We start from the raw sequence: 26179 nt of genomic DNA on the forward strand, positions 1-26179 counted from the left end.
CCGGTGTACCCGCCTCCGCCACGGAGGCGGGTGCACCGGTCAGGCTCCGGCGATCAGCCTCTCGACGAACCAGAACAGCCCGACGGCAGCGACGACCGCGGCGATCCAGAATCCCGCCGAGGGCAGCCGCCGCCGCAGCAGCACGAACAGCGGGAACACCACCGCGATCACCAGAAGCTGCGCCAGTTCGATGCCCACGTTGAAGACGAGGAACGCCCCGAGCAGATCCCACGAGAACGGCTCGTCGATTCCCAGCGCTCCGGCGAAGCCCACGCCGTGCATCAGCCCGAAGGCGAAGACCACGCCGATGCGCAGCAGATCCCCTCGGGTGAAGCCGTCGACCACCGGTGCGGATGCCGGCGCCGCGAGGATCCGCTCCCGCACGGCGACAGCGCTCCCGCCACCCCCGACGAGCGGCTGCTCGCCGAGAGGACCCTGGGGCTTCCCGGACAGGGGCCGAAGCGTCCCGTCCGCTCCCATCGCACCTGCCCGCCTGGCACGCCGGAACCGTCGCATCTCCCAGAGCGCGACGACGGCGATCGACAGGGCGATGGCCGGCTCCACGATCCACGCGGGAATGCTCACCACCCCGAGGGCGGCGAGGATGAAGGTCGCCGAGTGCGCGACCGTGAACGCCGTCGCCGCCAGCACGATGTCCCTGAGCCGGCGAGATCCGATGATCAGTGCCAGCAGGAACAGCAGGTGGTCGGGGCCGAGCAGCAGATGCTCTGCCCCCAGCACGAGGAACTCACCCATCCGAGAGCCCCAGTCGGTCGTGGTGACCATCGAGGGGTTCGTGTCGGTGTCGAGACTGGCCACGCCCGCCCCCGAACGCACGTCGTAGTCGACGATCGTCGTCGTCATGCCCCCGGGAGCCGTTCCCGGGAACAGCGCGGTCGTGATCCGATACGGCACGGGCATCGCCTCGACCTGCGCCGTGCAGTCGGCTTCGATCACCAGGCGCGCATGCGGCACGCCGTCCCGGATGACGATCTCGTAGGGCGCCACCACGGCGTTGGGGCACGCCTGCGACGACTCCCCGTCCTGCGCCACGCTCACCGAGAACCGAGGCAGCACGTATCCCTCGACGGAGTCGGCATGATCGTCGAGCACTGCGGGTGTGAGCTTCTCCGGATCCCGGCCACTCGCCTGCACGTCGGCGTAGGCCTCCTGCTCGAAGGCCGTGTCGCCCATCGCCCGCGCTCCGTCGGTCGCGAGCAGGACGTACTCGATGTCGAGCACGGTGCGTACGACGCCGCGCTCGGGTTCGGACACATCGGCGAAGACCGTCGCCGCATAGCTGTGCGCCGCGGCCGGGGCCGCCGTCAGCATCACGCTGACGGCGACCCCGGTGAGGGCGACGACTCCGGCGACCAGGGTGCGGATCGCCGGCCGGGTGCGCGGGCGCGCTCCCGGATGCCGACGCCCCGTCCTCATTCCTGTCCCTCCGGGCGGCGCAGCATCCGCCGGCGGAGCAGGACGCCGCCTCCGGCGAGCAGCAGCAGTCCGGCGAAGGCGAGCATCGTCGGGGCAGGGCCACCGGTCGCCGCCAGCGGATCGGAGGGGCCGCCGGTGGAACCTCCGCCCTGGTTCGCTCCTCCCCCCGCGCCTCCGCCGCCCGGGTTGCCACCGGGGTTACCGCCCTCCGAGCCGGCGGTCGATGTCACGGTGAACGTGACCTGGTTCTGTCGAGCGGCAGCGTCGGTCGCGATGTACTTCAGGGTGTACGTGCCGGTCGCGGTCGGCGTGAAGGTGTATCCGTCACCTGCCGCCGCGGCGAGCGCCCGCAGACCGGACGCCGGGTCGTCGACCTCCACCGGAGCGCCCGAAGGGTCGGTCACTCGAGGATGGTGCTGACGCGCCCCGAGTTGTCGACGGCTTCGGCACGCGGAGCGGTGTACGCCGTTCCCACGGTGACCTCGCCCGGGGGCTCCGGGGCGACGCGCACGAGCGGCGGCATCGTGTCGAGTGCGGTGAGTTCCCGTGTCGCGACCCGATACACATCCTTGTCCGCGAGCGGAGCACTGTAGATCTCGACACCGGCGATCCGTCCGTCCATGGTCGAGTCGTCCAGAGAGCCCGAGGTGTTCGCGTCGCCGCCGATCACCATGTAGCGCGCTTCGGCCGAGCTGGGCTTGACGGAGAAGGACACGCCTTCGGTCTCGGCCTTGCGGACGCCGTCGACATACAGCCGCGCATCATGCCCGTCGTACCAGGCGGTCACGTGGTACCACTGGCCGTACTTCAGGCTGACCGCCGGGCGCGGTGACGCGTACCAGAACTGCAGCTCGTAGGTCGTCGGGCTGGTGCCGACCGCTTCGAGGCCGATACCGCCGCTCTGCATACCGCCGAACACGTCGACGTAGCCGCCTGCGATCGAGTCGAGGCGGAACGTCGTGTCGAGCGTGAACCCGTCCTGCAGCGCCGCATACTCGGCGTCGGTCCACTTCGGCGTGCGGATGCCGGTGGCTGCTCCTTCCGCGCCGATCACGACGTCGGCTCCCACGGCGGAATCGCTCTCGATCCGGGCATCGGCACCCACGGTGAGCGGACGTGCGGCCGGAGAGGAATCGGTCGCCGTGCCTCCGGCGAACCCGACGTCCAGGAGATCCGCCGTCGGCACCGCGGCGCGGAGGTCGTCGAAGGTCAGGCTGCTGGGGTCGAACGGACCCTCACCACCACCGCCCTCCGTGCTCGTGAACCGCGTCGTGAGCGCGGCACCCTCCTTGCCCCAGGCGTTGATCGGGGTGACCCGAACCTCATACTCCCGTCCGGGGAGCAGATTCCACACCTCGTGGCTGCGGTCGGCCGGCATCGGCAGGTTGTAGAAGCCCGACCACTGCAGGAAGGAGTTCACCTCCTCTCCGGTGGCCACGTCGACCGTGGAGTAGCGGTACTTGTGCACGATGTCGCCGACGGAGTTCGGAGCGGGCACGGCCTGCGGGAAGGAGGCCATCGCCTTCGTGCTCGCGATGTCGCCGACGGTCACTGCAGCGCCCTCCGGCCAGACGGGACCGGCGGACTGACCCGCGCGGTAGGTGTTGTTGAACGGGAACCGTTCGTCGTAGCTCTTGGTCTCATCGACCGAATCGGCCACGTCCCAGGTCCAGGTCTGGTCGATCCACTGATCGGCGAGCAGGTCATAGTTCTTGATCGTCACGGTGGTGCCGGTGATCTCGACGATGGCCGTCTGGCGGTTGTTGCCCGCGTCATCGGGCGTGGTGTCGTTGCCACGGCTGGTCGGGCTCGAGTTCACGACACCGGACTCGAACTCGTAGTACGCCAGCGGCGGCGCGTTCACGGTGGTGAATCCCTGGGTCGAACGCTCGCCGGACCGGTTCTCCTGACCCTGCCAGATCGAGGTCGGGATGTTCTGCGGCGTGTGGATGTGTCCACCCCAGACGACCGCCTGAGGGAAGTCGTCGAACACGGACTGGAAGCCGTCGCCGCAGCCGCTGGAAAGACCGGTGCCGTACCACTCGTTCGAGACGTAGTGCGTGCACTGGAGCGGGTGATGCACCAGCACCATGACGGGCTTGTTCGGGTCTTCGGCAGTGGCGGCAGCCAGCCGCTGCTGCAGCCAGGACTGAGCGTAGGCGTAGTTGCCGCTGCTCGCTCCCGAGGGCTTGCCCGTGTCGGGGTCGATCGTGCCGCTTCCCGGCGACACCGTGATCACGTGGTAGCCGTTCACGGTGTAATCCGCATTCGGCTTCTGGCCGCCGGTCGCCTGGGTGAACAGGTCGTACGACGAGATGCCCGAGACGTCGTGGTTCCCGAGCGACGCGATCGCAGGGATGCCCAGGCCGGCCTTCGAATCCATCGTCTGCTTGAGGCCGGCGAACTCGCCCGGTGTCGCGCTGTTGGTGAGGTCGCCGACGAACAGTGCGCTCTGCACGTTCTCCTGCGCCCAGAAATCGTAGGCTTCGGCGAGCTCGTCCCAGTTGACATGGATGTCGCCGATCGCTGCGAAGCGCACATCCGGTCCTCCGGCCTCGACGGCCGGTGCCGCGCTCACGTGGGGAGCCGCCGCCGTGTCGGCATCCGGAGCCCCGGTCACCGTGACCGTGCGGGTCTCTTCGCTCACGCCGCCTGCGGCGTCGCTGATCGAGTACGCGACGACGTAGTCGCCGGGGATGCTCGGGGTGAACCTGTACGCGCCGGACTCGTCGGGCATGACCATCGTGACGACGCCGGAAGGATCTTTCACCGTGACGACGAGCTCGCTCGCGGAACCGTCGACGTCGACCGCGGAGGCCGGGGGAAGCACGACAGCGCGTCCCACCTGACCGCTCGTCGGCGCGTCGCCATCGAGGCGGATGATGGTGCCGCCGGTCTCGGTGGCGGGAGGAGCGTCCTCTGCATCGGTCGCGGCGAGGGGCGCCGCGTTCGAGGTGGTGACGACCGGTGCGGCGAAGGCCGCGGCGGTGGGGAGTACGGGCCCCGCGATGCAGGCGGCGACGGCGACGAGCGATGCGGGGCGCAGGAGCCGGGCGAATCCACGGCGGGAGAGGGACGGATCGGGGGCGGGCGGTTTACGACGAGACACGGAGCATCCTCTGTGAGACGAGAAGAAATCGGACTCCCCCAATCGACCGCCGCAAGATGACGCAGGGGTGAACGCCGACCGACGCCGACATGTCATCGACCGTCCGCGCGTCGATCCGGGCGACCCGGTGCGCACAGTGGGCGCGGCTCGTTCGGGACGCGCTCAGTCCTCGCCCGGCAGCGCAGCCGCGCCGAAGGCCTGCGCCTCGAACGAGATGGTGTGCGGGACGTAGCGGTCCTCGGCGCATTCGACGGGTCGGCCGTTCGCGGCGAAGGTCTCGCGTCGCACCTGCAGGAGCGGACTGGATCTCCGTATTTCGAGCAGACGCGCATCCTCGGTCGCTGCGGCCACCGCCTCGATCCGATGGTTTCCCGACGAGACCACGATTCCGGCATCCGCGAGCACCCGCGTCGTGGAGACGACATCATCCGGGAGGTCGACCACGTGCGGCACCACCCACGGCGCCCAGGTCGAGCGCTCGACCATCACCGCGCGGTGGTCGAGGGTCCGGACGCGGGTGAAGGTCAGGACATCGGCATCCGCGCGGATCGCCAGAAGTCGGGCTTCTCGCGCCGTGGCCTTCCTCGTCGTCCGTGCGACGATGAGCCCGCCGGGAGTGCGTCCGCGACCACGCGCCCACTGCGTGAACGACCGCATCCTGTCGAACCCCTGCGGCTGGCTGGGCTGCACGAACCACCCGGATCCCCGATGCGACTCGACCAGCCCCTGGCGCGCCAGAGTGGCGAGCACGGTGCGGATCGTCCGTCGGGACACCCCGTGCAGGGCAGCCAGCTCCATCTCGCTGGGAAGCCCGGCTCCCCCGGCATAGGTCCCGTCGAGGATCTGTGCGCGCAGACGCGCCAGCACCTCACTCATCGAACCGCATGCAATCGCACCACGACGTTGTCGAGCGGCACGCTCCGGGTTGCGACGGCACAGCTCACTCTAACGCCGTGTGCACTCGCCCGGAGATGACTGAAGCCCCCGGGCATGTGCCTGGGGGCTTCAGTGTTCGGTGGACCTAAGGGGATTCGAACCCCTGACCTCCTCGATGCGAACGAGGCGCGCTACCAACTGCGCCATAGGCCCGTGAACGACATCTAAGCTATCACGACGGAGAAGCTGTTCGCGCCGCGAACGATCATCCGGCGGCGCGGCGCGAGAGGAGTTCTCGCACGTGCGCCTCGATCTCGGCATCGTCGACGAATCCCATCCGCGCGTACGGCGATGAGGCCGCGGGCAGAGCCACCGGAGCCTCGGGAGCCATCTGCTCCGCACGCTCGCGCAGGGCCGCGACTCGTGCGGCCTTGCGGCGCTCTTCCTGGGCCTCCAGCTGAGCCTGTGCGGCCTGAGCACGAGACCCGGCCACCGAGACCAGCGGCTCGGGCAGCGGACGCGGTGTCCAGGTCGCCCGCCCCTGGTCGTGCAGCTCCGGAGCGACGCGCGGGGCAGCGGGAGCGGCCACCACGTGCGTGGCACGTGCGACACGGCCGGCGACGGCGGCCATCCGCTGCAGGGCGACACCGGCGACGACGATCGCGGCACCGCCGATCCAGAGCAGCACCGAGCTTCCCGCGGCCAGCAGCTGCCACACGCCGAACCCGGCGATGACGAGTCCGGTCAGGAGCGTGCTGGTCGCGGCGACACGGACGCGTCGACGTGCCCGCGCCCGTCGGATCACGGGATCGGCCCTGGTCGCCGCGAGTTCTTCCCGCAGGGACTCGAGTTCGGCGGCTTCGCGTTCGGACTGCACCCGCTTCGCCAGCTTCTGCTGGGCCAGCGCGGTGCGGGCGTTCAGCTCGAATCGCACTTCGCCGGGAGTCTCGCTCGTCTCGGCGAGCACACGCAGGGCCTGATTCAGTCTCACGGCGTTGCGTTCGGCGGCGTTGTACTGGAATCGCCCCCGCCAGGAAGGCAGCAGATAGAGCATCCAGAGCAGCACGGCGACGAGCACGATCACTCCTCCGCTCAGCACCGGCCCGTCCATACCGACAACGCTAAGGGCTGGGAGCTGGCAGCGCCGTACAGACGGGCGCGTGTCGCGGCGACTCCGTGCGGATCTTCCCTCCGAAGGCGCGTTTCAGAACGAGATGCGGTCGGATGGCGGCACGGTCGCAGCGTCGGGCGGCACCTGACCGCTGAGCCATCGCGCGAGCACACCCTGCGGCACGTCTTCCTTGGTGAGGGCGAACGCATAGTGGTCGCGCCAGTCGCCGTCGATGTGGATGTAACGACGACGCAGTCCCTCGTAGCGGAATCCCAGCTTCTGCACGATGCGCAGACTCGCGGCATTCTCCGGCCGGATGCAGATCTCCATGCGGTGCAGCCCGTACTCCGTGAAACACGCGTCCGTGGCCATGGCCACCGCGGTCGGGGTGATCCCCCGACCGGCGAACCTCTCGCTCACCCAGTACCCGATCGTGGCCGAGCACAGCGAGCCGCGCGAGACTCCCCACACGTTCAGCTGTCCCGCGACCTCGCCGTCGTACTCCATGACGAACGGATAGCCCGAGCCGTCGCGGTATTGCTGGAGCAGGCGTCGGATGCTGAGCCTCATGTCGAACGAGACCGAGCCGTAAGGAACGGTCGCCTCCCACGGCTGGAGCCACGACCGGTTAGCGAGCAGCTCATGCTGCAGCGGTCGCGCATCCTTCGCGCGGACGAGCCGCAGTTCTATGGGTCCGTGTCGCATTCCCGCCGCCAGATCCATGCCGCACCGACGCCCGCAGAGTCGCCTAGAGGCGTTCCGCGAACTCCTTGAGCCAGGGGCGCAGCTCGGGACCGAGGTCGTCCCGGTCCGCGGCGAGTTGCACGATCGCCTTGATGTAGTCGACGCGATCACCCGTGTCGTAGCGGCGACCGCCGAAGATGACGCCGACGACGCCGGGGCCCTCGGGATCGGTCGCGAGAACCTGCAGTGCGTCCGTGAGCTGGATCTCTCCGCCCTTGCCCGGCTCGGTGTGCTCGAGGATGTCGAACACCGAGGCCGGGAGCACATAGCGGCCGATGATGGCCAGGTTGGACGGAGCGTCTTCCTGCGCCGGCTTCTCGACGAGTCCGGTGACACGGACGGCGGCCTGCCCCTCGATCGGCTCGACCGCGGCCGCGCCGTACATGTGGATGTTGGCCGGGTCGACCTCCATGAGCGCGATCACGGCGGCGCCGGAGCGCTCGTGCTCGGCGATCATGTCGGTGAGGAGCGGGTCGCGCTCGTCGATGAGGTCGTCTCCGAGGAGCACGGCGAAAGAGCTGTCGCCGACGTGGGTGCGCGCACGCAGGACTGCGTGTCCGAGCCCCTTCGGCTCGCCCTGGCGGACGAAGTGGATGTCGGCGAGATCGCTCGACTTCATCACGCGCTCGAGACGACCGGTGTCGCCCTTCTCCATGAGCTTCACCTCGAGTTCCGGCACGGAGTCGAAGTGGTTGGAGATGGCGTTCTTGTTGCGGCCGATGATGACGAGGATGTCGTCGATGCCGGCGTTCGCCGCCTCTTCGACGACGTATTGGATCGCCGGCTTGTCGACGACGGGCAGCATCTCTTTGGGCATCGCCTTCGTCGCAGGGAGGAATCGCGTCCCCAGGCCTGCGGCGGGAATGACGGCTTTGATCTTGTGGTCAGCCATCTTGCCAGCCTAGTGGTGAGCGCCGACGTAGACTCGGAGCCATGTCGAACGACGTCGAACACGCGAAGCGCGCGCTCCGTGCCGAACTCCGCGAACGACGCCAACTCCTCTCCGACACGCAGCGCGACGCCGCGGCGGCCGCGATCGGCGAGCGTCTCGACGCGCTGATCGATGAGCTCGACGCCCGCTCCATCTCGTGCTTCCTCTCCACCACAACCGAGCCGGGAACCCGCGAGTTCGTCACCAGGGCGGTGCGCCGCGGCATCCGCGTGCTCCTCCCCGTCACCCGCGCCGATGGGCTGCTGGACTGGGCCGTGGCGACCGACGACGACGAGGTCGGCGAGGGGCTGTTCGGTCTGCCTGAGCCCACCGGCGAAGTCCTCGGCCCCATCGCCGTCAACGACGTCGATCTGATGATCGTTCCCGCCGCAGCGGTCGACCGCACCGGCATGCGCATGGGCTGGGGGCGCGGCTACTTCGACAAGACCATCGGCTCGATGGAGAAGTGCCCTCCCGTCTATGCCGTGATCTATGATTCCGAGGTACTCGACGAACTTCCGCGAGAGGTGCACGACCAGCCGGTGAACGGTGTCGTGACCCCGTCGCAGACCCTCACCCTGTCGCCGCGGCGACGCTGACCGCAAGGACCCCCATGCCCACCTACGCCTATGCCTGCACCTCGTGCGGACACAAGTTCGACGCCGTGCAGAGCTTCGCCGACGACGCTCTCACCGTGTGCCCCGAGTGCGGTGGCGCGCTGCGCAAGCAGTACGGCTCGATCGGCGTGACCTTCAACGGCTCCGGCTTCTATCGCACGGACTCGCGCGCCAAATCCGGTGGTTCGACGGATGGTTCGGCATCATCGAAGACGGAATCGACGACGAGCGCCAAACCGGCGGCTGCGTCGACGCCGGCCTCTTCCTGAGGCCCCGATCTGTTGGGGGATCCCATGCTCAAAGGTTTCAAGGACTTCCTGCTGCGCGGCAACGTCATCGATCTGGCCGTCGCCGTCGTCATCGGTACGGCTTTCACCGCGATCGTCACGGCCGTCGTGAACAGCATCATCAACCCGCTCATCTCGCTCTTCCTCAAGGCGGATGCGGCCGGCCAGTTCGGCATCCAGCTCACGAACATCTACGGCGAGAAGGTGACGTTCCCGATCGGCGACCTGATCTCGGCGATCATCAGCTTCCTCGCTGTCGCCGCCGTCGTCTACTTCGTCTTCGTGCTGCCGATGAACACGTTCAAGGCTCGGGTCGAGGCCCGCAAGGGCACCCCGGCCGAGGAGCCCGAGGAGGAGCCGGCCGCATCGACCGAGTCCGAGCTGCTCGTCGAGATCCGCGATCTGCTCAAGGCGCAGCGCGGGGCCTGACCGCCTCCGTCTGCACCACGCGACGCACGGTTCCTCTCCGGAGGGACCGTACGTTTCTCGTATAGCGGCACGGATGACGCGGGCGTGCTCAGTAGTGCGGCGGCACGTCCTGGAACAGTTGATCGTCATTCGGTCCCTTGGCGCCCTTCGGACGCTCGCGCGGGGGCGTCGTCTCCGCGGCAGCCGACTCCGGTTCCGGGTCGCTTCCCGGCACAGGGGTGAGGCGCGCACGCCGAGAGCCGGGGACCCGCACCACGCGTTGGTGTGGCGTCGCGGCGTCGGACTCCTCAGTCATTCTGGGTGTCGGCGATGTCGATCGGCTGCGTGTCGTTCTCCGCACGCGGGGCGGACTCCGAGATGCCGAGCACAGCGGCGATCCGGGTCGCGGCCGTCACCGGGTCGCTGTACAGATCGAAGGCGTGCACGCGCACGTAGTGCCAGCCCAACCGACGGAGCACGTGCGGCCGCAACCGCAACGTCTCGCGCAAGGATTCGCCGCGCGACTCCGGGTCGGATTCGATCACGACCGCCTTGCCACCGTGCTGCGCGACCAGCGGCAGCAGCCCGCGATAGTCGACGTCCACCGATGCGCCGAGCCGTCGCAGCTCTCGGGCGAGGGCGAGCGTGAGCGGATCAGCGAGGTCTTCCAGCCGCGCATCCCTGCTCCGGGCGGCGAGACCGCCGAGGATCGACATCAGGGTCGCCGCTCCGTGCTCCAGGCGTCCGTCGTCGAACGAAGAGGGGCGGATCGAGGAGACGAGGACCATCGACCGGCGGGCCCTGGTCATCCCGACCGTCAAGAGTCGCTCCCCGTCCGGGGTGGAGAGATCGCCGAAGTCGCTCAGGACGCGGCCGTGCTTGGTGAGGCCGAAGCCGAGCGAGAAGATCACACGGTCGCGACTCTCGGCGACCGACTCCTCGAGGGTCAGCACCGCGAACGGCTCGACCGTGTCGCGGCCGACGAAGTCCGCCACGTCGGAGCGTCCGGCGAACGCCGAGGTGACGGCGGCGCGCACCCGCTCGGCATGGCGGGCGCTCGCGGTCACCACCATCAGCGATTCCGACGGACGGTGCACGGCATGCTCGACCACGAGGGTCACGACCCTGGCGACCTCGGCATCCGGGCTCTCGACCGCGCCGGAGATCGGGTCGGGTGTTCCCGTGCCGCCCTCCACGTAGTCGACGGTGAGGCTGCCGCGACCGAGGTACGAGCCCGCCCACGGTAGGGAGACGATCTCGCCACCGTAGAACGCATCGTTGATGAGTTCTGCGAGGTCCTCGCCGCCCGCGCGGTAGCTGCGGGTCAGGGTCATCACCGGCAGGAGTTCGGAGAGCCGCTCGAAGGCCGAGACGTCGTCGAACGGCACCTCAGGCTCCCACGACTCCTCGGGGTCGACCGCGATGCGGAACGGGGTGGGGCGCTGCGTCACCGGGTCGCCGAACGCGACGATCTGGCGTGCGCGCCGGATGGCCGGAGCGGCCTCTGCGAGGTTGATCGCTGCGGCATCGACCAGGATCACGGTGTCGAACTCCACGGAGTCCGGGATCTCGGGTACCAGGTACGGCGACGAGATCCATACGGGTGCGAGCACATCGACGAGGGTGGGCGCAGCGCTGACGACCTGCGCGGTCGTCGTCGCGGACTGGGTCAGCGCATGGCGCAGGTGCTGCGACTGCTGCGGCTCATCGACGATCGCGATGCGCCACTGGTTGGCCAGCTGCCACGCGAGCAGCGGCCCGGCCATGGCGGCGTGCGCCTCATCGACCAGACGGAAATCCCGCTCGAGGCGGTCGACGACGGCGGTGTTCGCACCGAGGAGGGCACGATTGTCCTGCAGCGCGCGTTCCAGAAGGGACTGCCACCACGCGAACTCGAGCTCCTCCCCCACCTGCGACTCCGAGACATGACGCACGGAGAGTTCGGCGAGCAGCGGTTCGAGCCCGAGAAGAGCGAGGTGATCGCGCAGCTGGGCGCGTTCGACGAGGTTCTCGAACACGTCGGACTTCGCGGCGAGTCCTGCGAGGGTGCGCACAAGTCGCGCCACCGGGAGCGACGCCAGCGGCTCACGGCGACCGAGTGCGATGTCGAGCTCGGCGAGCTCAGCCTCGACCCGCTGCCAGGCGGCGGACACGTCGGCGAGACCGAGCGGGATCTCCGGTGCGACGCCCGCCTCGACACAGCGCTGCCACTGCGTGCGCTGAGCCTGTATGCGCAGCAGCGCCTCGTGCATCTCCGTGACGTGCACGCCGGGACGCACGTATTCCTTCGCGAGACGCCGCAGCCGCCGCCGGTTCGCGCCCGACATGCCGGGGGCGTCGCGGCGCGAGCCGTGGGCCTGGATGAGTTCCCCGAGCGGACGCTCGAACACCGTCGGGCTGAAGCGGTCGAGGGAATCGCGGATTCCCTGCAGCAGCCGCAGGTACTCACCGAGCTCGTCGATGGTCGCGAACGGTCGCATGTGCGTCTGGGCGATCAGCTCGTAGCCGCGCTCGAGGAGGGCGGGCACGCTGTCCGAATGCAGGCGCCCGGCGAGTTCATGCGCCGAACGCGCGGCCTCGGTGCTGGAGAAGGTCACTCCGTACCAGGGCGAGTCGTTCGGACCGAAGCGGAACTCGCCGAGACGGGCGGCCTGAGCGAGAGCCTCGGCGGCCTCGCTGCGATCGGAGGCGAGACGGCGCAGTGCATCGGGTCCGAGTCGGGCCGTTGTCGACGGCGGCACAGGCAGCGAAGCCAGCCGCGTCAGCTGACGGGTCGCGTCGAGGACCGAAGCGCCCATACCGGCGACGGGCGCGCTGAGCGCCTGGCGGTAGTCGCGCAGGACGGTGCGCAGACGCACGAGCGCGTCGTCCACCTCGCCGACCTTGGGGGCCGTCGCCTTCTCGTTGCGTCCGATCGCCCTGACCAGGTCGCGTCGCACGCTCGCCGGCGAGATCGCCAGGCTGTCGAGCCCGATCCCCGCGAGGCGGTGGCGAACGCCGTCCAGCGTGGAGCGACGGGCGGAGACGACGAGTACGCGCTTGCCGCCGCGAACCAGCTCGCCGAGCGCGTTGATCACGGTCTGGGTCCCACCGGTCCCCGGAAGCGTCGCGACGGTCAAGGAGTGCCCCGCAGCGATACGGGCGAGGACCGCCTCTTGCTCTGCATCGGCATCGAGGAGGAGGTTGTCGGATGCCGGGGCCCGGTCGTCCGGGCCGACGTGATGCGGAGCGGCCCGTGGAGCAGTGACCTGCTCACGGTCTCCCACATGCCCGGCGAGGGCGTTCAGCACCGGATGATCGAGGCTGCCGCCGTCACGGGACATCACGCCCGACACATCGGCGAACGTCGAGACGACCAGCCGCGGTTCGACCGAGAAGGTGTCGATCGAGCGCGTCATCGCACGCAGGCTGTCGATCACGGGCTGGGGTTTGAAGATGCCGCCGTCGTAGGCCAGGGCGGCGAGGGCCGCGGCGTCGATGGTGAGACCGAAGTGGTCGCGCGCGATGCGCACGAGTTCGGGGTTCACCTCGAAGGTGCCCTGGAGCTTCAGCTCGAAGTCGGAGTGGTGTCGGCGGATCGCCAGCGGGCGCAACAGCACGGGAGCGGCGAAACCTGCTCCCCCGATGCGCCATCGGGCGACGCCGACGGCGAGGTGCACGGCTTCGATGCCACGGACCGTGCGCAGCTCGGTGTTCTTCGCCGTGATCCGCTCCGCCGCGAGTCGTGCCGTGCGCAGCCCGACCTCATCGCGGAAGAGGTTCGAGAGAAGGGTGGACTTGCCGGTGATGAATTGCGGCAGACTCCCCGGGTGCGCCTTGGAGATGTCGATGCCGGACTCCGGGCTGTCACGGAAGCTGACCAGCGGCGACGCGCCGCCGAGATCGGCCGCCTCCGCCCTCAGACGCGTGCGCTCGGACTCTGCCGCGTGCGCGATCTCGAAGCCCGTGGTGCTGACGTGCAGGTCGCCGATCGGCACAGCAGGGTTCACCGCTGTGTCGTCCGCAGACTTGTTCTCACGTCGCCACACAATGACACCCTAGGCGCGAGACTCGCCGAGGCGGGGTATCCCAGGCGGGTTTCCGCCGAATTTCCGCCGCGCGATGAGCGACGCGCACTCCTCCTGCCCGACGTGGGTACCGGTCGTGTTCTCCACGTGGCGCGGCGGGCGTGGGGCTCGGAGCGGGGGCAGGCGGTCAGGATGGGGGCATGACCTTCCGCTACGACTTCGCGCCGACGCCGTTCGGCGATGCTCTCGCGGTGTTCTCCGACGAGGGCATCGTTCGATTCGACCTCTCCGAATCCGAAGACCCGCACGTCCCCTGGCTGCTCGAAGGCGTCTCCCGCCAGCTGGGGGCAGTACCCGAGCCCGAACCCGGCGCCGCCGACGAACTCGCGCATCTTCTCGGCGAATACTTCGACGGCGAGCCGGTGCGCTTCGAAGAGCGCCTCCGGCTCGACTGGCGACTCGTCGACGGGTTCGCCTTGACCGCACTGCAGACGATCTGCGGCATCGAGTGGGGAGAGACGATGAGCTACGGGGAGGTCGCGGTCCTCGCCGGGCATCCCGGTGCTGCGCGCGCCGTCGGCACGGCGTGCCGCATCACTCCCTTCTCGATCATCGTGCCGGTGCACCGCGTCGTGCGATCAGACGGAAGCGCAGGGCAGTACGGAGCGCATCCCGAGCGCAAGCGGTTCCTGCTCGACCTCGAAGCGGGCTGAGCGTTCGGCAGACGACGTCGTGGGCCCGGCGAGTAGGCCGCCGGGCCCACGCACGACACGACGACGCCAGTGATATCGTGACGCTACGTAACGGGGAACTGCGTCGTCACCCCGGAAGTAGGTAGTCGTGTCCTCACCCGTCACCCGCGAATCCGAGGCGGATCTCGTCGCCCATGCCGTGCGCGAGCTCGCCAGGCGCACGCGCTTCCCTGTCGCTTTCGGCGGCCTCATCGAAGAGGGCGTGGTGAGCGTCACCAGCATCGTCGGCGCACGCACGCGATCGCTGGACGGACTACGGGTACGACCGGAACGCGGACTCGGCGGTCGGGCCATGATGGAGCTCCGTCCCCGGATGACGAGCGACTACGGGTCATCCCAGCAGATCACCCACGACTACGACGTGTTCGTGCTGGGCGAGGGGCTGCGAACACTTCTCGCCCTCCCGATCGTCGTTCAGGGGCGCTCGCGCGGAGTGCTCTATGCCGGTGGGTGGGATGAGGAGCGGGTGGGAGGGGTGACCACCGCTCCCGCCATGCAGGTCGCGCAGTCCGTCGCTGATGAGCTGCGCATCCGCGACGAGGTGCAGCGGCGGCTGCAGGAGACGAAGCCCGGCGACGACGTCGTGGCACCGGCCCAGCGCGAGGAGCTGCGTCAGAGCTTCGCGGAGCTCCGGAGCATCGCCGCATCCGTGGACGACGTCCAGATCCGCGCCAGGATTGCGCACGTCGAGCGGCGCCTGATGACCCTCGCGGGCGAAACGGGTGCCGCCACCGCCTCCGGTCCCATCCCCACGATCCGTCTCTCACCGCGGGAGACCGATGTGCTCGCGTGCGCTGCGCTCGGTTCGACCAATGCCGAGATCGCCGCGCAGCTCGGACTGCGCGAAGGCACGGTCAAGGCGTACCTCGGAACCGCGATGTCGAAGCTCGACGCCTCCACCCGCCACGCCGCTGTCGCCAGAGCACGACGAGCCGGTCTTCTTCCCTGACCGGGAGAACCGAATTGTTACGTCGCAGGAATCGAATTAATGCGACTCACCATTCCGACTTGTCGCATTTCCTCGGAAGAGAGTAAAGTCCCCCGTATGGCGAGACGAATTGTGCATCAGCTGGTCGACGACATCGACGGAAGCGTCCTGGAAGTCGGAGAAGGCGAGACCGTACATTTCTCGCTCAATGGCACGGCATATGAGATCGACCTGAATACGGCGCATGCCGACGAATTGCGCAACGCCCTCGAGCCATACGTGGCTGCGGGGCGCAGGGCCGGTTCTTCGAGCTCACCGCGCTCTTCCGCAAGCCGTAAGCGGCCTGCGAGGAACCCGGAAGTCGCAGCGATCCGCGCGTGGGCGAACGAGAATGGGCACAAGCTCTCCGAACGTGGCCGCATTCCTGCGCAGGTCGTGGACGCATACAACGCCGCACACTGACCGCGGCCTGAGATCTCGATTCGAGACCTTCGTCCTGCAGGAGACTAGTCCTGCAACCACGGCTCGTCGCGGAGTGTGATCTCGTCGGTCATATCCGTGAGGAACCGGATCACGACGTCCCTTTCCGCGGGTGTCAAACGGGCCGCTGAGTAGAAACGCTTCGCCTGTTGACGACCGACTGTCTCCATGGCGGCGTGCCGAGTTTCGGCGGTGATGGTGATCTGCAGCGCCCTGCGGTCGGTCGGGTGAGGAGCACGAGTGATGTGCCCTCCCTTCTCCAAGCGATCGAGGAGCTTGGTGGTCGCCGCGGTCGAGACACCGAGGTGGTGCGCGATCCCTCCGGGCGTCGCGACCAGGTTCCGGTTCGCACACACGATCAGGTAGTGCAGCGCGCGCATGTCCGTCTCGTTCAGACGCATATAGCGACGTGACGCCTGGGAGAGCGTCTGCTCGGCCTCGCGCAACCCCGCGAGGGACTCCATGACCCGCGCGATCTGCTTCAGCTCCTCCGGCGGCACTCCCGTTCGGTCGATCAGGACACTGCGGGGATCACTCGCGTCGACATCGTAGATGGCCGCGTGGGTGAGGCCGTCCGGAGCATCTCCAGAGTGGCGAGATCCTTCGTCTACGACGGAGAGCGATTCCTGCGCGCCCGCGTGCGGGGTGGTGCCGGGCTCCGTGTCCATGCGATCATGTTACACACCAACAGTTTCATGCTAAGTTGACTACTCACCAAGTTAGCTAATTCTGAAAGGCTCAAGGTCAGGGAGATGCCATGGATGACGTGACCCTCCTCGCCGAAGACGGGACCGCCGTCGGCACCCTCCCGAAGAGCGAAGTCCACACGACCGACACTCCCCTGCACCTCGCCTTCTCCTGTTACGTCCTCGACCGCGACGGCCGTCTGCTCCTGACCCGTCGAGCGCTCGCGAAGAAGACCTGGCCGGGCGTCTGGACGAACAGCTTCTGCGGTCATCCGCGACCCGATGAGGCCATGGCCGACGCGGTGCGTCGCCACGGCGTCGGCGAACTCGGAATACAGCTCGACGATGTTCACCTGGCTCTCCCCGATTACCGGTATCGCGCGGTGGACGCAAGCGGCATCGTCGAGAACGAGATCTGCCCCGTGCATGTCGCGATCTTCGACGGCGACCCCATCGCCAATCCCGACGAGGTGTCCGAATGGACGTGGATCGACGTCGGTTCACTGGTCGAGGCCGTGACGCATGCGCCCTTCGCCTTCAGCCCCTGGCTCGTCGAGCAGCTGCCGCTGCTGCGGCGACTCGGCGAGGTGTGACCGATGAGTTCGACGACGACGGAGGAATCGCTCGGAACGCGGATCGAAGAGGCCCTGCGACACCGGTTCTCCGAGCGCAGCGCCGCTGCCGAACAGTACGGCAGCGAGTTCGTCGGGCTGTGGCAGGCCGCCGAGGAGCACGCGCTCGGTGGCAAGCTCATCCGGCCCCGTCTGCTCCTGGATCTGGCCCACGCGCTGGCGCCGGGGACTCTGACGGCCGACGAGACGCACGTCGCCATCGATGTCGCCGCCCACGTCGAGCTTCTCCACTTCGCCTTCCTTCTGCACGACGATGTCATCGACGGTGATCTGATGCGGCGACGTCGCCCCAATCTGATCGGGGCGCTCGTCGCCGGACGTCCGGAAGAGCCGACCGAACCCGCCATGCACTGGGCCCGCTCGAGTGCGATTCTCCTCGGAGACCTGCTCCTGTCTTCCGCCGTGCTGGGATTCGCCCGTGCACACGTCACGGACGACGCGCGAGAACGGCTCCTCGGCCTGCTCGAGCAGACCATCTTCGAGACGGTGGCCGGCGAGCACGCCGATGTCGCGCTCAGCGACGGCATCATCGCCCCCGATCTGCGGACGATCCTCTCCACGAGCGCATACAAGACCTCGACCTACTCGTTCGTGCTCCCGCTGCGCGCCGCCGCAGTACTCGCCGGATCCTCTGCTGCCGTCGAAGAACACCTCGCCGTGATCGGACGACACCTCGGCCTCGCCTATCAGCTGCAGGACGACCTGCTCTCGGTCTTCGGCGACCCCGATGAGCACGGCAAAGATCCGTTCTCGGATCTGCGCGAGGGCAAGGAGACCGCGATCATCGCCTATGCCCGCATGACCAGCCAGTGGGAAGGGATCGAGCTGCACTTCGGCAGGCCCGACCTCAGCCCGACAGACGGAGCGGACGCCCGAGACCGCCTCCGGGAATGCGGCTCGGAGGCCTTCGTCCGAGGTCTCGTGCAGGAGCACCTCGAAGCGGCGGACACCGCCCTCAGGCACGCCGAAGCCGAAGACATGCTCCCGGCTGCGGCCGCGCAGGCCATCCGCGCGCTCGCCTCCCGTGTCGGAAGCCGCAACCGATGACCGCGAACTCGGCTGATCGCTCGGACGATACCGCCCTGCGGCGCTTCAACCGCACGGCAGAGATCGCGACGACAGATGTCATCCGCACATACTCGACGTCGTTCGGACTCGCCACCCGCCTTCTCGGAAAGCGCCACCGCCAGCACGTCCGCAACATCTACGCGATGGTGCGCATCGCCGATGAGATCGTCGACGGCGTAGCTGCCGAAGCAGGGCTGGATGTCACCGCGCAATCGGCCGCGCTCGACTCCTACGTCGCCGCGACGCATCGCTCCATGCGCAGCGGGTACAGCAGCGACCTGATCCTGCACGCCTTCGCACGGACCGCACGGGAGTGCGGGATCGGCGAGGAGCTCACGCAGCCGTTCTTCGATTCGATGCGTGCAGACATCGACGAAGACGCCGGCTTCGCCGCTTACGACGTCGATGCCCACGCGGCGTACGTCTACGGCTCCGCCGAGGTCGTGGGCCTCATGTGCCTGCAGGTCTTCCTGCGCGACGCCGACCGCACGCCCGACGAGCTCGAGACGCTGCGGCACGGAGCCCGACAGCTCGGAGCCGCCTTCCAGAACGTGAACTTCCTGCGCGACCTCGCCGACGACACCGATCGCCTGCACCGTGGCTACCTCGGCGGGACCGCGCGTCTGACGGATGCCGACCGCGATGCATGGGTCGGCACCGTGTTCCGACAGCTGGATGATGCGCGTGAGGCGATCCCGCTGCTGCCGAAGGACGCCCGTGCAGCGGTGCGCAGCGCCCTGGCCCTGTTCGCGGCCCTGACCCGTCGCGTGTCCAGGACCCCGGCCGATGTCCTCTACCGTCGGCGGGTGCGGGTTCCCGATCCGATCAAGGCCGCCCTCGCCGCTCGCTCCGTCCTCGTCACCTCGATGGAACGCGACCGATGAGCCGGGTGGTGATCATCGGCGCGGGAGTCGCCGGCCTCGCGACCGCGGGCCTGCTCGCTCGGGACGGACACGAGGTCGTCGTACTCGAGAAGAACGACCGCGTCGGCGGACGTGCCGGGACGATCGAACGCGAGGGCTTCCGCTTCGACTCCGGCCCCTCGTGGTACCTGATGCCCGAGGTGTTCGACCACTTCTTCGCGATGATGGGCACCACCACCGCCGAACAGCTCGACCTCGTCAGACTCGACCCGGGATACCGGGTGTTCCGCGCCCCCGATACCGACAACGCCCCGTCCGCTCCCGTGACGGTACCCGCGGGACGCGATCAGGTCACCCGCCTCTTCGAAGAGCTGGAGCCCGGATCGACGGCGGCGCTCGACTCCTACCTCGACTCCGCGCAGCATGCCGGAGCGATGGCGCAGAAGTACTTCCTCTACAACCCGTTCACCCGCATGCGGTCGCTTCTCGCCCCGGAAGTCCTTCGGGCGCTGCCTCGGCTGTCCGCCCTGCTCGGCACCAGGCTGCAGTCCTTCGCCGCCCGGCGCTTCTCGCACCCGGTCGTGCGCCAGATCCTCGGTTACCCGGCGGTCTTCCTCGGCACCGACCCCCGGAACGCGCCGGCGATGTACCACCTCATGAGCGCGCTCGACCTCGACCAGGGCGTCAGCTACCCGCAGGGCGGCTTCTGGCGCGTGATCGAACGTATCGAAGCGCTCGCGCTCGACGCGGGAGCACGGATCGTGACCGGGGCGCAGGTCACCGGGATACGCACGCAGGACGGCGCCGACGGCACGCACGTCACCGGTGTGGGCTGGGTCGACGGCGCGGGCTCCTCGCACGTCGAGAGCGCCGACCTCGTGGTGTCCGCGGCCGACCTGCACCACACCGAGACCGTACTGCTTCCGCCTTCGCTGCAGACCTACCCCGAAGCGTGGTGGGCGAGGCGCACCAGCGGACCGGGCGGGGTCCTCGTGATGCTCGGTGTTCGCGGCGCACTCCCGGAGCTTCCCCACCACTCCCTGTTCTTCACCGATGACTGGGATGCGAACTTCGACGCGATCTTCGGCGCGACCCCGACCGTGCCCGACCCGGCGTCGATCTACGTGTGCCGACCGAGCGCGACGGATCCCGACGTGGCCCCCGTCGACCACGAGAACCTGTTCGTGCTGATCCCCGTGCCTGCGGACGTCGAGCTCGGACACGGCGGACCTGACGGAACGGGGTCACCCGCGATCGAACGTGCCGCCGACGCGGCGATCGATCAGGTCGCGACCTGGGCCGGCATCCCCGATCTCCGCGAACGCATCGTCGTGCGCGAGACGACAGGCCCTGCGGACTTCCGCGACGACTACCACTCCTGGCGTGGAGGCATGCTGGGACCGGCGCACATCCTCTCGCAGAGCGCGATGTTCCGGGCGCAGAACACTTCCAAGCGCGTGCAGGGCCTGTTCTATGCCGGAGCCACCACCGCGCCGGGTGTCGGCGTTCCGATGTGTCTGATCAGTGCGGAGATCGTCCTCAAGCGCATCCGCGACGATCACTCCCCCGGCCCCCTCCCGGTTTCTGAACCTTCGCCTGTCGGGACGGAGGCGTCCTGATGGGCGTGGTGTACCTGGCGGCCCTCCTCCTGTCGCTGGGATGCATGCTGCTGCTGGATTGGCGGTTCCGACTCTTCTTCTGGCGCGATGCGTTGTCGGCCATGGTCGTGACGGTCGTCGGCCTCGTCTTCTTCTTGGTCTGGGATGTGGCCGGCATCGCCAACGGGATCTTCTTCCGAGGAGATGGCGCGATCGCGACGGGCGTAGTCCTCGCTCCCGAGCTGCCCATCGAGGAGCCGGTCTTCCTGCTGTTCCTCGTGGTGTGCACCATGGTGATCTACACCGGCGCGGCACGGGTGCTCTCCCGGCTCGGAGAGCAGCGGCGCGCGAAAGGTGATGGATCATGACCTACCTCCAGCTCTCCTCCTGGTTCGTGGCCGTCGCGGCGCTCGGGGGTGCCGGGCTCGCGCTCGCCTCCCGCCGGCAAGGCCCGCGCCCTCTCGCCGTGCTGCTGACGGTGATCGTGCTGTTCGTGCTCACCGCGGCCTTCGACACCGCGATGATCGCCAGCGGCCTGTTCCACTACGCACAGGATCCACTGCTCGGCGTGCACATCGGACTGGCACCGATCGAGGATTTCGCCTACCCGCTTGCCGGTGCTCTGCTCCTTCCCGCGGTGTGGACGGCGATGCGCGCCCGACGGCGAGCCCCGGATCGTCGATCGGTCGATGAGGAGGAGCGACGATGAGCACCGCCGCCGCCCCGTCGAACAGCATCGGACGCGACATCGCCCAGATCGTGCTGTCGTCGCGTCCGATCAGCTGGATCAACACGGCCTTCCCGTTCGCGGCCGCCTATCTCCTCAGCACGCGGGAGATAGACCTCACTCTCGTGATCGGCACCCTGTACTTCCTCATCCCCTACAACCTCGCGATGTACGGGATCAACGACGTGTTCGACTACGCCTCGGATCTGGCCAATCCTCGCAAGGGCGGGATCGAGGGGGCGCTCCTCGCCCCTCGGATCCATGGGGCGACGCTCTGGGCGGCGGCGGTGGCGAACCTCCCCTTCCTCGTCTATCTCGTGGCCGTCGGGAACCCCTCGTCGTGGCTCTGGCTGGCGGTGAGCGTGTTCGCGGTGATCGCCTACTCCGCCCCGGTCCTCCGGTTCAAAGAGCGCCCGTTCCTCGATTCCGTCACATCGAGCACGCACTTCGTGAGCCCGGCGATCGTCGGTCTCACGCTGGCCGGGTCACCCGCGACCGTCGGCACGGTGATCACGCTCGGCGCTTTCTTCCTCTGGGGCATGGCCGCCCACGCCTTCGGTGCCGTGCAGGACATCGGCCCGGACCGCGAAGCCGGGATCTCGTCGATCGCCACCGTCATCGGAGCACGGGCGACCGTCCGCCTGTCGCTCTCGCTGTGGGTGATCGCGGGAGCGGCGATGCTGCTGACCCCCTGGCCCGGCCCGCTCGCGGCGGCACTGGCTCTGCCCTATGTCGTGAACGCGGCACCGTGGTGGAACGTGACCGACGAGACCTCCGCCTCCACGAACCGTGCCTGGCGGCGATTCATCGCCCTGAACTACTTCGCCGGCTTCCTCGCGACGATGATCCTCATCCTCGCCTGGATCTCCTGATCCGCCTCTCCCGAAGCACTCCCCGAAAGGAACCCGATGTCCCGCCCCGATGCCACGCCGACCCCGCCCACGAGGGAGCGTTCTCGACGACACTCCTGGGTGCGCGTCTTCCTCCCCGTGGCGCTGATCCTCGTCTGGCTGGTGGGCGCCTCGCTCGGCGGACCGCTGTTCGGCAAGGTCGACGAGGTGTCCTCCAATGAGCAGACCACCTACCTCCCCGAGTCGGCGGATGCCACCCAGGTGCAGAAGCTGCTCGGCGAGTTCAACGACAGCGACTCGATCCCGGCGATCGCCGTGTTCACCTCCGACGACACCCTCACCGCTGCAGAGCTGGACGCGATCTCCGAAGCCGTCGCGGATGCGCCGAAGATCGAGGGCGTCGGCGACGATGTCTCCCCCGCACTCCCCTCCGACGACGGGCGCGCGGTGCAGGCCTTCATCCCGATCGACTCCGATGCCGAGCTGGCGGATGCGACGACCGCTCTCGGTGACGAGTTGCGCGCCGCCGTGCCCGACGGGGTCACCGTCTACATCACGGGACCCGCCGGGTTCAGCGCCGACCTGGTCGCGGGGTTCGCCGGTATCGACGGGCTGCTGCTGGGCGTCGCGCTTCTCGCTGTGCTGGTCATCCTGGTGCTGGTCTACCGATCGTTCCTGCTCCCTCTCGTCGTCCTGTCGACCAGCCTGTTCGCCCTCTGCGTCGCACTGCTCGTGGTCTGGTGGCTCGCGAAGTTCGAGGTCCTGCTGCTCAGCGGTCAGACACAGGGAATCCTCTTCATCCTCGTGATCGGCGCCGCCACCGACTACGCCCTGCTGTTCGTGGCGCGCTTCCGCGAGGAACTCCGCGTCGCGCAGGACAAGGGAACTGCGGTCATGAAGGCGTGGAAGGGCTCCGTCGAGCCGATCGTCGCGTCGGGCGGCACGGTGATCGCAGGGCTCCTGTGCCTGCTGCTGAGCGATCTGAAGTCGAACAGCACGCTGGGGCCGGTCGCGGCGATCGGGATCGTGTTCGCGATGCTCTCGGCGCTGACCCTGCTGCCGTCGCTGCTCCTGCTCTTCGGTCGCGCGGTGTTCTGGCCGCGACGCCCCCGTTTCGAGCCGGAGGTCGTCGCTGCAGAGCACGGCATGCGCACGACGGGTCTGTGGGCACGGCTCGCGGGCCTCATCAAGCGTCGCCCGCGGGTGATCTGGATCGTGACGACGCTCGTCCTGCTCGCCGGGGCCGCGGGAATCACCCAGCTCGACGCGAACGGTGTGCCGCAGTCCGATCTGGTGCTCGGCGCTTCGGAGGCGCGCGACGGCCAGGTGGCGCTGGGCGAGCACTTCCCCGGCGGATCCGGCAGCCCCGTCTATGTCGTCGTAGCCGAAGAGCAGCTGCAGGACGCCGCCGACGTCCTGCTCGCGAACGACGGCATCGACGCGGTCTCCGTCACGGCGGCCGACTCGCCGAGCGGCGCGGCGCCTGTGACCGAGGACGGCGTCACGGCCGTCGGCCCTCCTGGCACGCCGGCCCCTGAACCGACGACGGTGAAGGGCGAGGTCCTCCTGCAGGGGACTCTCACCGATGCCGCCGACTCAGAGGCCGCGGCATCGACCGTGCGCGAGCTCCGCAGCGACCTCGACGGGATGGATGCGCTCGTCGGCGGTGTCACCGCCACCTCTATCGACACCAATGACGCCTCGATCCACGACCGGAACCTCATCATTCCGGTCATCCTCGTCGTGATCATGTTCATCCTGATGCTCTTGCTGCGTGCGATCCTCGCGCCGGTGCTGCTGATCCTCACGACGGTGCTCTCCTTCGGCACCGCGATGGGAGTCTCGGCTCTCGTCTTCAACGGGATCTTCGCCTTCCCCGGCGCCGATCCCGCAGTGCCGCTGTTCGGTTTCGTCTTCCTCGTCGCGCTCGGCATCGACTACAACATCTTCCTGATGACCCGTGTCCGCGAGGAGTCGAAGGCGCACGGAACGCGGGAGGGGATCCTGCGCGGGCTCTCGATCACCGGTGGCGTCATCACGTCGGCGGGCCTCGTCCTCGCGGCGACCTTCGCTGCGCTGTCGGTGATCCCGATCCTGTTCCTCGTGCAGCTGGCCTTCATCGTCGCCTTCGGGGTGCTTCTCGACACCTTCGTCGTGCGCTCGCTGCTGGTCCCGGCGCTGGCCTACGACATCGGCAAGGCGATCTGGTGGCCGTCGAAGCTGTGGCGGCGTGGCGAGGACTGAGACGTGGCGGCGTGCATCCGGTCGCTTAGACTGGATGCACGCCCTCGTAGCTCAGGGGATAGAGCAGCCCTCTCCTAAAGGGCAGGTCGCAGGTTCGAATCCTGTCGCGGGCACGATGCGCAGAAGGGGAGCCGCCCTCCGGGTGGCTCCCCTTCTGCGCGTCGTCGGCTGTCGTCTGCGGCCCCCCGTGTGTTACGCGGCCAGTGCGAGGTACGGCTCCCATCGGGGGTCGCTGCGTTCGGTTCCGCGCACGGTCCATGCGGTGCCGTGCGGAGGCCGGGGGGTGAAGCGCAGCTGCCAGCGCATCTCCTGCGGCGTGCGGTCGCTCTTGACGTTGTTGCAGCGCAGGCAGCAGGCGACGAGGTTCTCCCAGGAGTCCGCTCCCCCGCGAGAGCGCGGCAGCACGTGGTCGATCGTCGATGCGGCCTTCCCGCAGTAGCCGCAGCGGTGGTTGTCCCGGCGGAGCACTCCGCGTCGCGTGACCGGCACGCGCCTGCTCGACGGGACGCGGACGTAACGCGCCAGGATGATGACCGCAGGGCGATCGTAGACGCCGTGCGTGCCCCAGACGGGGTCTTCCTCCACGCGTTCGATCACGGTCGCCTTGTCGTTCATCACCAGCACCAGGGCTCGTTTGAACGACACGATCGCGAGCGGCTCGTATCCGGCATTCAGGACCAGTGTGCGCATTCGTCATCCTCTCGATCCGCCGGGACGGCTTCCCGGCACTCTCGACTCACACGAGGTCGTGCAGGAGGCAGATCGATCGCGGGGACGAAAAAAGGCGCCGTCTAAAGACAGCGCCTTTCGCGCACGGCAACGCCGTGGCGTCCCTGCGGGCTATGCAGAAGGACGTGACGACCGAGGGCATCCATGGTTCGGATGGTCGGTATTCGCTCCATCAGCCTCTCCCACCTGTACGACAACGGGATCAGGCTAACCCATCTCGCTGGGTACGCGGCGAAACGGCGGGTGAATGGAGAGAAGCGTGTCCGAAAATCAGCCGGCGTTGACCGAGAGCCACGACATCGGCTCGACGAGTCCGCCGTTGATCCAGACCTCGAAGTGGAGGTGGTTAGCGGTCGAGCGACCCGTGCTGCCGACGTAACCGATCAGCTGCCCGGCGGAGACCGTCTGTCCGACCTGCACCTGACGCGAGCCGTAGAGCATGTGGCCGTATGTGGTCTGCAGACGCTGTCCGCCCACGACGCTGTCCAGCATCACGGCGACGCCGTAGCCGCCGATGCTCTCGGCGGAAGCGCGGACGACACCGGCGGCGGCCGCGTAGATCGGCGTGCCGGCGGGGGCGAGCATGTCGGCACCGTTGTGCCCACCGCCCACCGTGCGGCTGACGTTCCACGAACCCATCGGAAGCGGGTAACGCACTTCGCCCGAACCCGGCGAGGTGAGCGCGTAGCCCGCGGTGTTGAAACGGGAGGAGGTGGTCGATGCGGTGGAAGCGGCGGCGGCGGCGCGCGCAGCGGCGGCCTCCTCTGCCTTCTTCTTCGCGATCTCCTCGGGGGTCGTGGCGCTGAACGTGCCGCGGGCGAGCGGTGCCGCAGTGGCCTGCGAAGCGACGACGAGCGACTGCGCGTCGACGGCGGCGAGCTGCTGGAGGGTGGTCGGTGCCGCCTCGCTCGGCTTCGACGAAGCGAAGGCAGGCAGGGCGATCCCGGCGACCAGTGCACCGACGGCCCCGAAGATGGCGATGGAGCGGAGCGGCTTGACGGCCTTTCGAGCACTCATGCGCGCGCCGGTTCGGCGGGCGGGTACTCTTTCTTCAGATGTCTTCTTCGCGGGCGGTTCGATGTCTGCGGCCAAAA

At 68.5% G+C, this 26179-nt stretch carries 26 protein-coding genes and 2 tRNA genes; 15 read left to right on the plus strand and 13 right to left on the minus strand.

Annotation, left to right across the window (positions count from 1 at the left end; all coding sequences use genetic code 11):
• Positions 1–39: 39 nt before the first annotated feature.
• The 8 genes from ACFVWL_RS01365 to galU all read right to left on the minus strand — a co-directional run bounded on the left by ACFVWL_RS01365 (position 40) and on the right by galU (position 8169).
• A complete protein-coding gene (locus tag ACFVWL_RS01365; RefSeq protein WP_387177608.1) occupies positions 40–1437 on the minus strand; it encodes a HupE/UreJ family protein in 1398 nt (465 codons plus the stop codon).
• Entirely contained in the window at positions 1434–1841 is a 408-nt protein-coding gene (locus tag ACFVWL_RS01370; protein WP_387177610.1) for an LPXTG cell wall anchor domain-containing protein, read from the minus strand. Before ACFVWL_RS01370 ends, ACFVWL_RS01365 begins: the two co-directional genes overlap by 4 nt.
• Positions 1838–4546 (minus strand): LamG-like jellyroll fold domain-containing protein, encoded by a 2709-nt coding sequence (locus tag ACFVWL_RS01375; RefSeq protein WP_387177612.1) that lies wholly within the window; start codon positions 4544–4546, stop codon positions 1838–1840. The genes ACFVWL_RS01370 and ACFVWL_RS01375 overlap by 4 nt, the downstream gene beginning before the upstream one ends.
• Positions 4547–4708: 162 nt before the next feature.
• Complete coding sequence (locus ACFVWL_RS01380; RefSeq protein ID WP_387177614.1) at positions 4709–5422, minus strand: GntR family transcriptional regulator; 714 nt, start codon at positions 5420–5422, stop codon at positions 4709–4711.
• A 140-nt stretch (positions 5423–5562) separates the two neighbouring features.
• A tRNA-Ala gene (locus ACFVWL_RS01385) sits at positions 5563–5635 on the minus strand.
• Positions 5636–5687: 52 nt separating this feature from the next.
• Complete coding sequence (locus tag ACFVWL_RS01390; RefSeq protein WP_387177617.1) at positions 5688–6533, minus strand: hypothetical protein; 846 nt, start codon at positions 6531–6533, stop codon at positions 5688–5690.
• Positions 6534–6626: 93 nt separating this feature from the next.
• The gene (locus ACFVWL_RS01395) at positions 6627–7238 is read right to left on the minus strand and encodes a GNAT family N-acetyltransferase (RefSeq protein ID WP_387177619.1); all 612 of its coding nucleotides are present in this window, start codon (positions 7236–7238) and stop codon (positions 6627–6629) included.
• Positions 7239–7281: 43 nt separating this feature from the next.
• Positions 7282–8169, minus strand: a complete 888-nt coding sequence (gene galU / locus ACFVWL_RS01400; protein WP_387177621.1) for a UTP--glucose-1-phosphate uridylyltransferase GalU — start codon at positions 8167–8169, stop codon at positions 7282–7284.
• Positions 8170–8210: 41 nt separating this feature from the next.
• On the opposite strand from galU, the gene ACFVWL_RS01405 reads away from it, so the two are divergent.
• Genes ACFVWL_RS01405 through mscL form a run of 3 tightly spaced genes read left to right on the plus strand, consistent with a single transcriptional unit; the run spans position 8211 to position 9541 of the window.
• Positions 8211–8807 (plus strand): 5-formyltetrahydrofolate cyclo-ligase, encoded by a 597-nt coding sequence (locus ACFVWL_RS01405; RefSeq protein ID WP_387177623.1) that lies wholly within the window; start codon positions 8211–8213, stop codon positions 8805–8807.
• A gap of 14 nt (positions 8808–8821) precedes the next feature.
• Positions 8822–9094 (plus strand): FmdB family zinc ribbon protein, encoded by a 273-nt coding sequence (locus ACFVWL_RS01410; RefSeq protein ID WP_387177625.1) that lies wholly within the window; start codon positions 8822–8824, stop codon positions 9092–9094.
• Positions 9095–9118: 24 nt separating this feature from the next.
• On the plus strand, positions 9119–9541 hold the full coding sequence (gene mscL, locus ACFVWL_RS01415; RefSeq protein WP_387177627.1) for a large conductance mechanosensitive channel protein MscL: 423 nt from the start codon (positions 9119–9121) through the stop codon (positions 9539–9541).
• An 88-nt stretch (positions 9542–9629) separates the two neighbouring features.
• On the opposite strand, the gene ACFVWL_RS01420 is transcribed toward mscL, so the two are convergent.
• Complete coding sequence (locus ACFVWL_RS01420) at positions 9630–9836, minus strand: hypothetical protein (protein WP_387177629.1); 207 nt, start codon at positions 9834–9836, stop codon at positions 9630–9632.
• A complete protein-coding gene (locus tag ACFVWL_RS01425) occupies positions 9829–13548 on the minus strand; it encodes an AAA family ATPase (protein ID WP_387177631.1) in 3720 nt (1239 codons plus the stop codon). The genes ACFVWL_RS01420 and ACFVWL_RS01425 overlap by 8 nt, the downstream gene beginning before the upstream one ends.
• Before the next feature lie 179 nt (positions 13549–13727).
• Here ACFVWL_RS01425 and ACFVWL_RS01430 point away from each other — a divergent pair, with 179 nt between their 5' ends.
• From ACFVWL_RS01430 to ACFVWL_RS01440, 3 genes are all read left to right on the plus strand, one after another.
• On the plus strand, positions 13728–14240 hold the full coding sequence (locus ACFVWL_RS01430; protein WP_387177633.1) for a methylated-DNA--[protein]-cysteine S-methyltransferase: 513 nt from the start codon (positions 13728–13730) through the stop codon (positions 14238–14240).
• A 127-nt stretch (positions 14241–14367) separates the two neighbouring features.
• On the plus strand, positions 14368–15228 hold the full coding sequence (locus ACFVWL_RS01435; RefSeq protein ID WP_387177635.1) for a LuxR C-terminal-related transcriptional regulator: 861 nt from the start codon (positions 14368–14370) through the stop codon (positions 15226–15228).
• Between the two features lie 96 nt (positions 15229–15324).
• A complete protein-coding gene (locus ACFVWL_RS01440; protein WP_387177637.1) occupies positions 15325–15669 on the plus strand; it encodes an Lsr2 family protein in 345 nt (114 codons plus the stop codon).
• A gap of 44 nt (positions 15670–15713) precedes the next feature.
• Here ACFVWL_RS01440 and ACFVWL_RS01445 read toward each other — a convergent pair whose 3' ends face one another.
• Positions 15714–16355, minus strand: a complete 642-nt coding sequence (locus ACFVWL_RS01445; RefSeq protein WP_387177639.1) for a MarR family winged helix-turn-helix transcriptional regulator — start codon at positions 16353–16355, stop codon at positions 15714–15716.
• Positions 16356–16444: 89 nt separating this feature from the next.
• Here ACFVWL_RS01445 and idi point away from each other — a divergent pair, with 89 nt between their 5' ends.
• The 9 genes from idi (at position 16445) to ACFVWL_RS01490 (ending at position 24469) form a co-directional block, all read left to right on the plus strand.
• Positions 16445–16966, plus strand: coding sequence for an isopentenyl-diphosphate Delta-isomerase (gene idi, locus ACFVWL_RS01450; RefSeq protein WP_387177641.1), 522 nt, complete (start codon positions 16445–16447; stop codon positions 16964–16966).
• A gap of 3 nt (positions 16967–16969) precedes the next feature.
• On the plus strand, positions 16970–18052 hold the full coding sequence (locus ACFVWL_RS01455; protein ID WP_387177643.1) for a polyprenyl synthetase family protein: 1083 nt from the start codon (positions 16970–16972) through the stop codon (positions 18050–18052).
• Entirely contained in the window at positions 18049–18957 is a 909-nt protein-coding gene (locus ACFVWL_RS01460) for a phytoene/squalene synthase family protein (RefSeq protein WP_387177645.1), read from the plus strand. The genes ACFVWL_RS01455 and ACFVWL_RS01460 overlap by 4 nt, the downstream gene beginning before the upstream one ends.
• Entirely contained in the window at positions 18954–20555 is a 1602-nt protein-coding gene (gene crtI / locus ACFVWL_RS01465) for a phytoene desaturase family protein (protein ID WP_387177647.1), read from the plus strand. Before ACFVWL_RS01460 ends, crtI begins: the two co-directional genes overlap by 4 nt.
• The gene (locus ACFVWL_RS01470) at positions 20555–20902 is read left to right on the plus strand and encodes a lycopene cyclase domain-containing protein (RefSeq protein ID WP_387177649.1); all 348 of its coding nucleotides are present in this window, start codon (positions 20555–20557) and stop codon (positions 20900–20902) included. Before crtI ends, ACFVWL_RS01470 begins: the two co-directional genes overlap by 1 nt.
• Positions 20899–21243, plus strand: a complete 345-nt coding sequence (locus tag ACFVWL_RS01475) for a lycopene cyclase domain-containing protein (protein ID WP_387177651.1) — start codon at positions 20899–20901, stop codon at positions 21241–21243. Before ACFVWL_RS01470 ends, ACFVWL_RS01475 begins: the two co-directional genes overlap by 4 nt.
• The gene (locus tag ACFVWL_RS01480; protein WP_387177653.1) at positions 21240–22133 is read left to right on the plus strand and encodes a prenyltransferase; all 894 of its coding nucleotides are present in this window, start codon (positions 21240–21242) and stop codon (positions 22131–22133) included. Before ACFVWL_RS01475 ends, ACFVWL_RS01480 begins: the two co-directional genes overlap by 4 nt.
• Before the next feature lie 36 nt (positions 22134–22169).
• Entirely contained in the window at positions 22170–24356 is a 2187-nt protein-coding gene (locus ACFVWL_RS01485; RefSeq protein ID WP_387177655.1) for an MMPL family transporter, read from the plus strand.
• 40 nt (positions 24357–24396) lie between these two features.
• Positions 24397–24469: transfer RNA gene (locus ACFVWL_RS01490), tRNA-Arg, on the plus strand.
• A 79-nt stretch (positions 24470–24548) separates the two neighbouring features.
• Here the strand turns inward: ACFVWL_RS01490 and ACFVWL_RS01495 are convergent.
• Both ACFVWL_RS01495 and ACFVWL_RS01500 read right to left on the minus strand, forming a co-directional pair.
• Positions 24549–25046, minus strand: coding sequence for an HNH endonuclease (locus tag ACFVWL_RS01495; RefSeq protein ID WP_387177657.1), 498 nt, complete (start codon positions 25044–25046; stop codon positions 24549–24551).
• Positions 25047–25355: 309 nt separating this feature from the next.
• Positions 25356–26102, minus strand: coding sequence for a M23 family metallopeptidase (locus ACFVWL_RS01500; protein WP_387177659.1), 747 nt, complete (start codon positions 26100–26102; stop codon positions 25356–25358).
• Between the last annotated feature and the right edge of the window lie 77 nt (positions 26103–26179).

Source organism: Microbacterium sp. NPDC058269 (assembly GCF_042881445.1).
In the GTDB taxonomy this organism is placed as follows: Bacteria; Actinomycetota; Actinomycetes; order Actinomycetales; family Microbacteriaceae; genus Microbacterium.

Excerpts from the sequence above, each read along its gene's own strand:
- ACFVWL_RS01365 (WP_387177608.1), bottom strand. The coding sequence starts at position 1,437 with ATGAGGACGGGGCGTCGGCATCCGGGAGCGCGCCCGCGCACCCGGCCG.
- ACFVWL_RS01380 (WP_387177614.1), bottom strand. The coding sequence starts at position 5,422 with ATGAGTGAGGTGCTGGCGCGTCTGCGCGCACAGATCCTCGACGGGACC.
- ACFVWL_RS01390 (WP_387177617.1), bottom strand. The coding sequence starts at position 6,533 with ATGGACGGGCCGGTGCTGAGCGGAGGAGTGATCGTGCTCGTCGCCGTG.
- ACFVWL_RS01395 (WP_387177619.1), bottom strand. The coding sequence starts at position 7,238 with ATGCGACACGGACCCATAGAACTGCGGCTCGTCCGCGCGAAGGATGCG.
- galU (WP_387177621.1), bottom strand. The coding sequence starts at position 8,169 with ATGGCTGACCACAAGATCAAAGCCGTCATTCCCGCCGCAGGCCTGGGG.
- ACFVWL_RS01405 (WP_387177623.1), top strand. The coding sequence starts at position 8,211 with ATGTCGAACGACGTCGAACACGCGAAGCGCGCGCTCCGTGCCGAACTC.
- ACFVWL_RS01410 (WP_387177625.1), top strand. The coding sequence starts at position 8,822 with ATGCCCACCTACGCCTATGCCTGCACCTCGTGCGGACACAAGTTCGAC.
- mscL (WP_387177627.1), top strand. The coding sequence starts at position 9,119 with ATGCTCAAAGGTTTCAAGGACTTCCTGCTGCGCGGCAACGTCATCGAT.
- ACFVWL_RS01420 (WP_387177629.1), bottom strand. The coding sequence starts at position 9,836 with ATGACTGAGGAGTCCGACGCCGCGACGCCACACCAACGCGTGGTGCGG.
- ACFVWL_RS01430 (WP_387177633.1), top strand. The coding sequence starts at position 13,728 with ATGACCTTCCGCTACGACTTCGCGCCGACGCCGTTCGGCGATGCTCTC.
- ACFVWL_RS01440 (WP_387177637.1), top strand. The coding sequence starts at position 15,325 with ATGGCGAGACGAATTGTGCATCAGCTGGTCGACGACATCGACGGAAGC.
- ACFVWL_RS01445 (WP_387177639.1), bottom strand. The coding sequence starts at position 16,355 with ATGGACACGGAGCCCGGCACCACCCCGCACGCGGGCGCGCAGGAATCG.
- idi (WP_387177641.1), top strand. The coding sequence starts at position 16,445 with ATGGATGACGTGACCCTCCTCGCCGAAGACGGGACCGCCGTCGGCACC.
- ACFVWL_RS01455 (WP_387177643.1), top strand. The coding sequence starts at position 16,970 with ATGAGTTCGACGACGACGGAGGAATCGCTCGGAACGCGGATCGAAGAG.
- ACFVWL_RS01460 (WP_387177645.1), top strand. The coding sequence starts at position 18,049 with ATGACCGCGAACTCGGCTGATCGCTCGGACGATACCGCCCTGCGGCGC.
- crtI (WP_387177647.1), top strand. The coding sequence starts at position 18,954 with ATGAGCCGGGTGGTGATCATCGGCGCGGGAGTCGCCGGCCTCGCGACC.
- ACFVWL_RS01470 (WP_387177649.1), top strand. The coding sequence starts at position 20,555 with ATGGGCGTGGTGTACCTGGCGGCCCTCCTCCTGTCGCTGGGATGCATG.
- ACFVWL_RS01475 (WP_387177651.1), top strand. The coding sequence starts at position 20,899 with ATGACCTACCTCCAGCTCTCCTCCTGGTTCGTGGCCGTCGCGGCGCTC.
- ACFVWL_RS01480 (WP_387177653.1), top strand. The coding sequence starts at position 21,240 with ATGAGCACCGCCGCCGCCCCGTCGAACAGCATCGGACGCGACATCGCC.
- ACFVWL_RS01485 (WP_387177655.1), top strand. The coding sequence starts at position 22,170 with ATGTCCCGCCCCGATGCCACGCCGACCCCGCCCACGAGGGAGCGTTCT.
- ACFVWL_RS01495 (WP_387177657.1), bottom strand. The coding sequence starts at position 25,046 with ATGCGCACACTGGTCCTGAATGCCGGATACGAGCCGCTCGCGATCGTG.
- ACFVWL_RS01500 (WP_387177659.1), bottom strand. The coding sequence starts at position 26,102 with ATGAGTGCTCGAAAGGCCGTCAAGCCGCTCCGCTCCATCGCCATCTTC.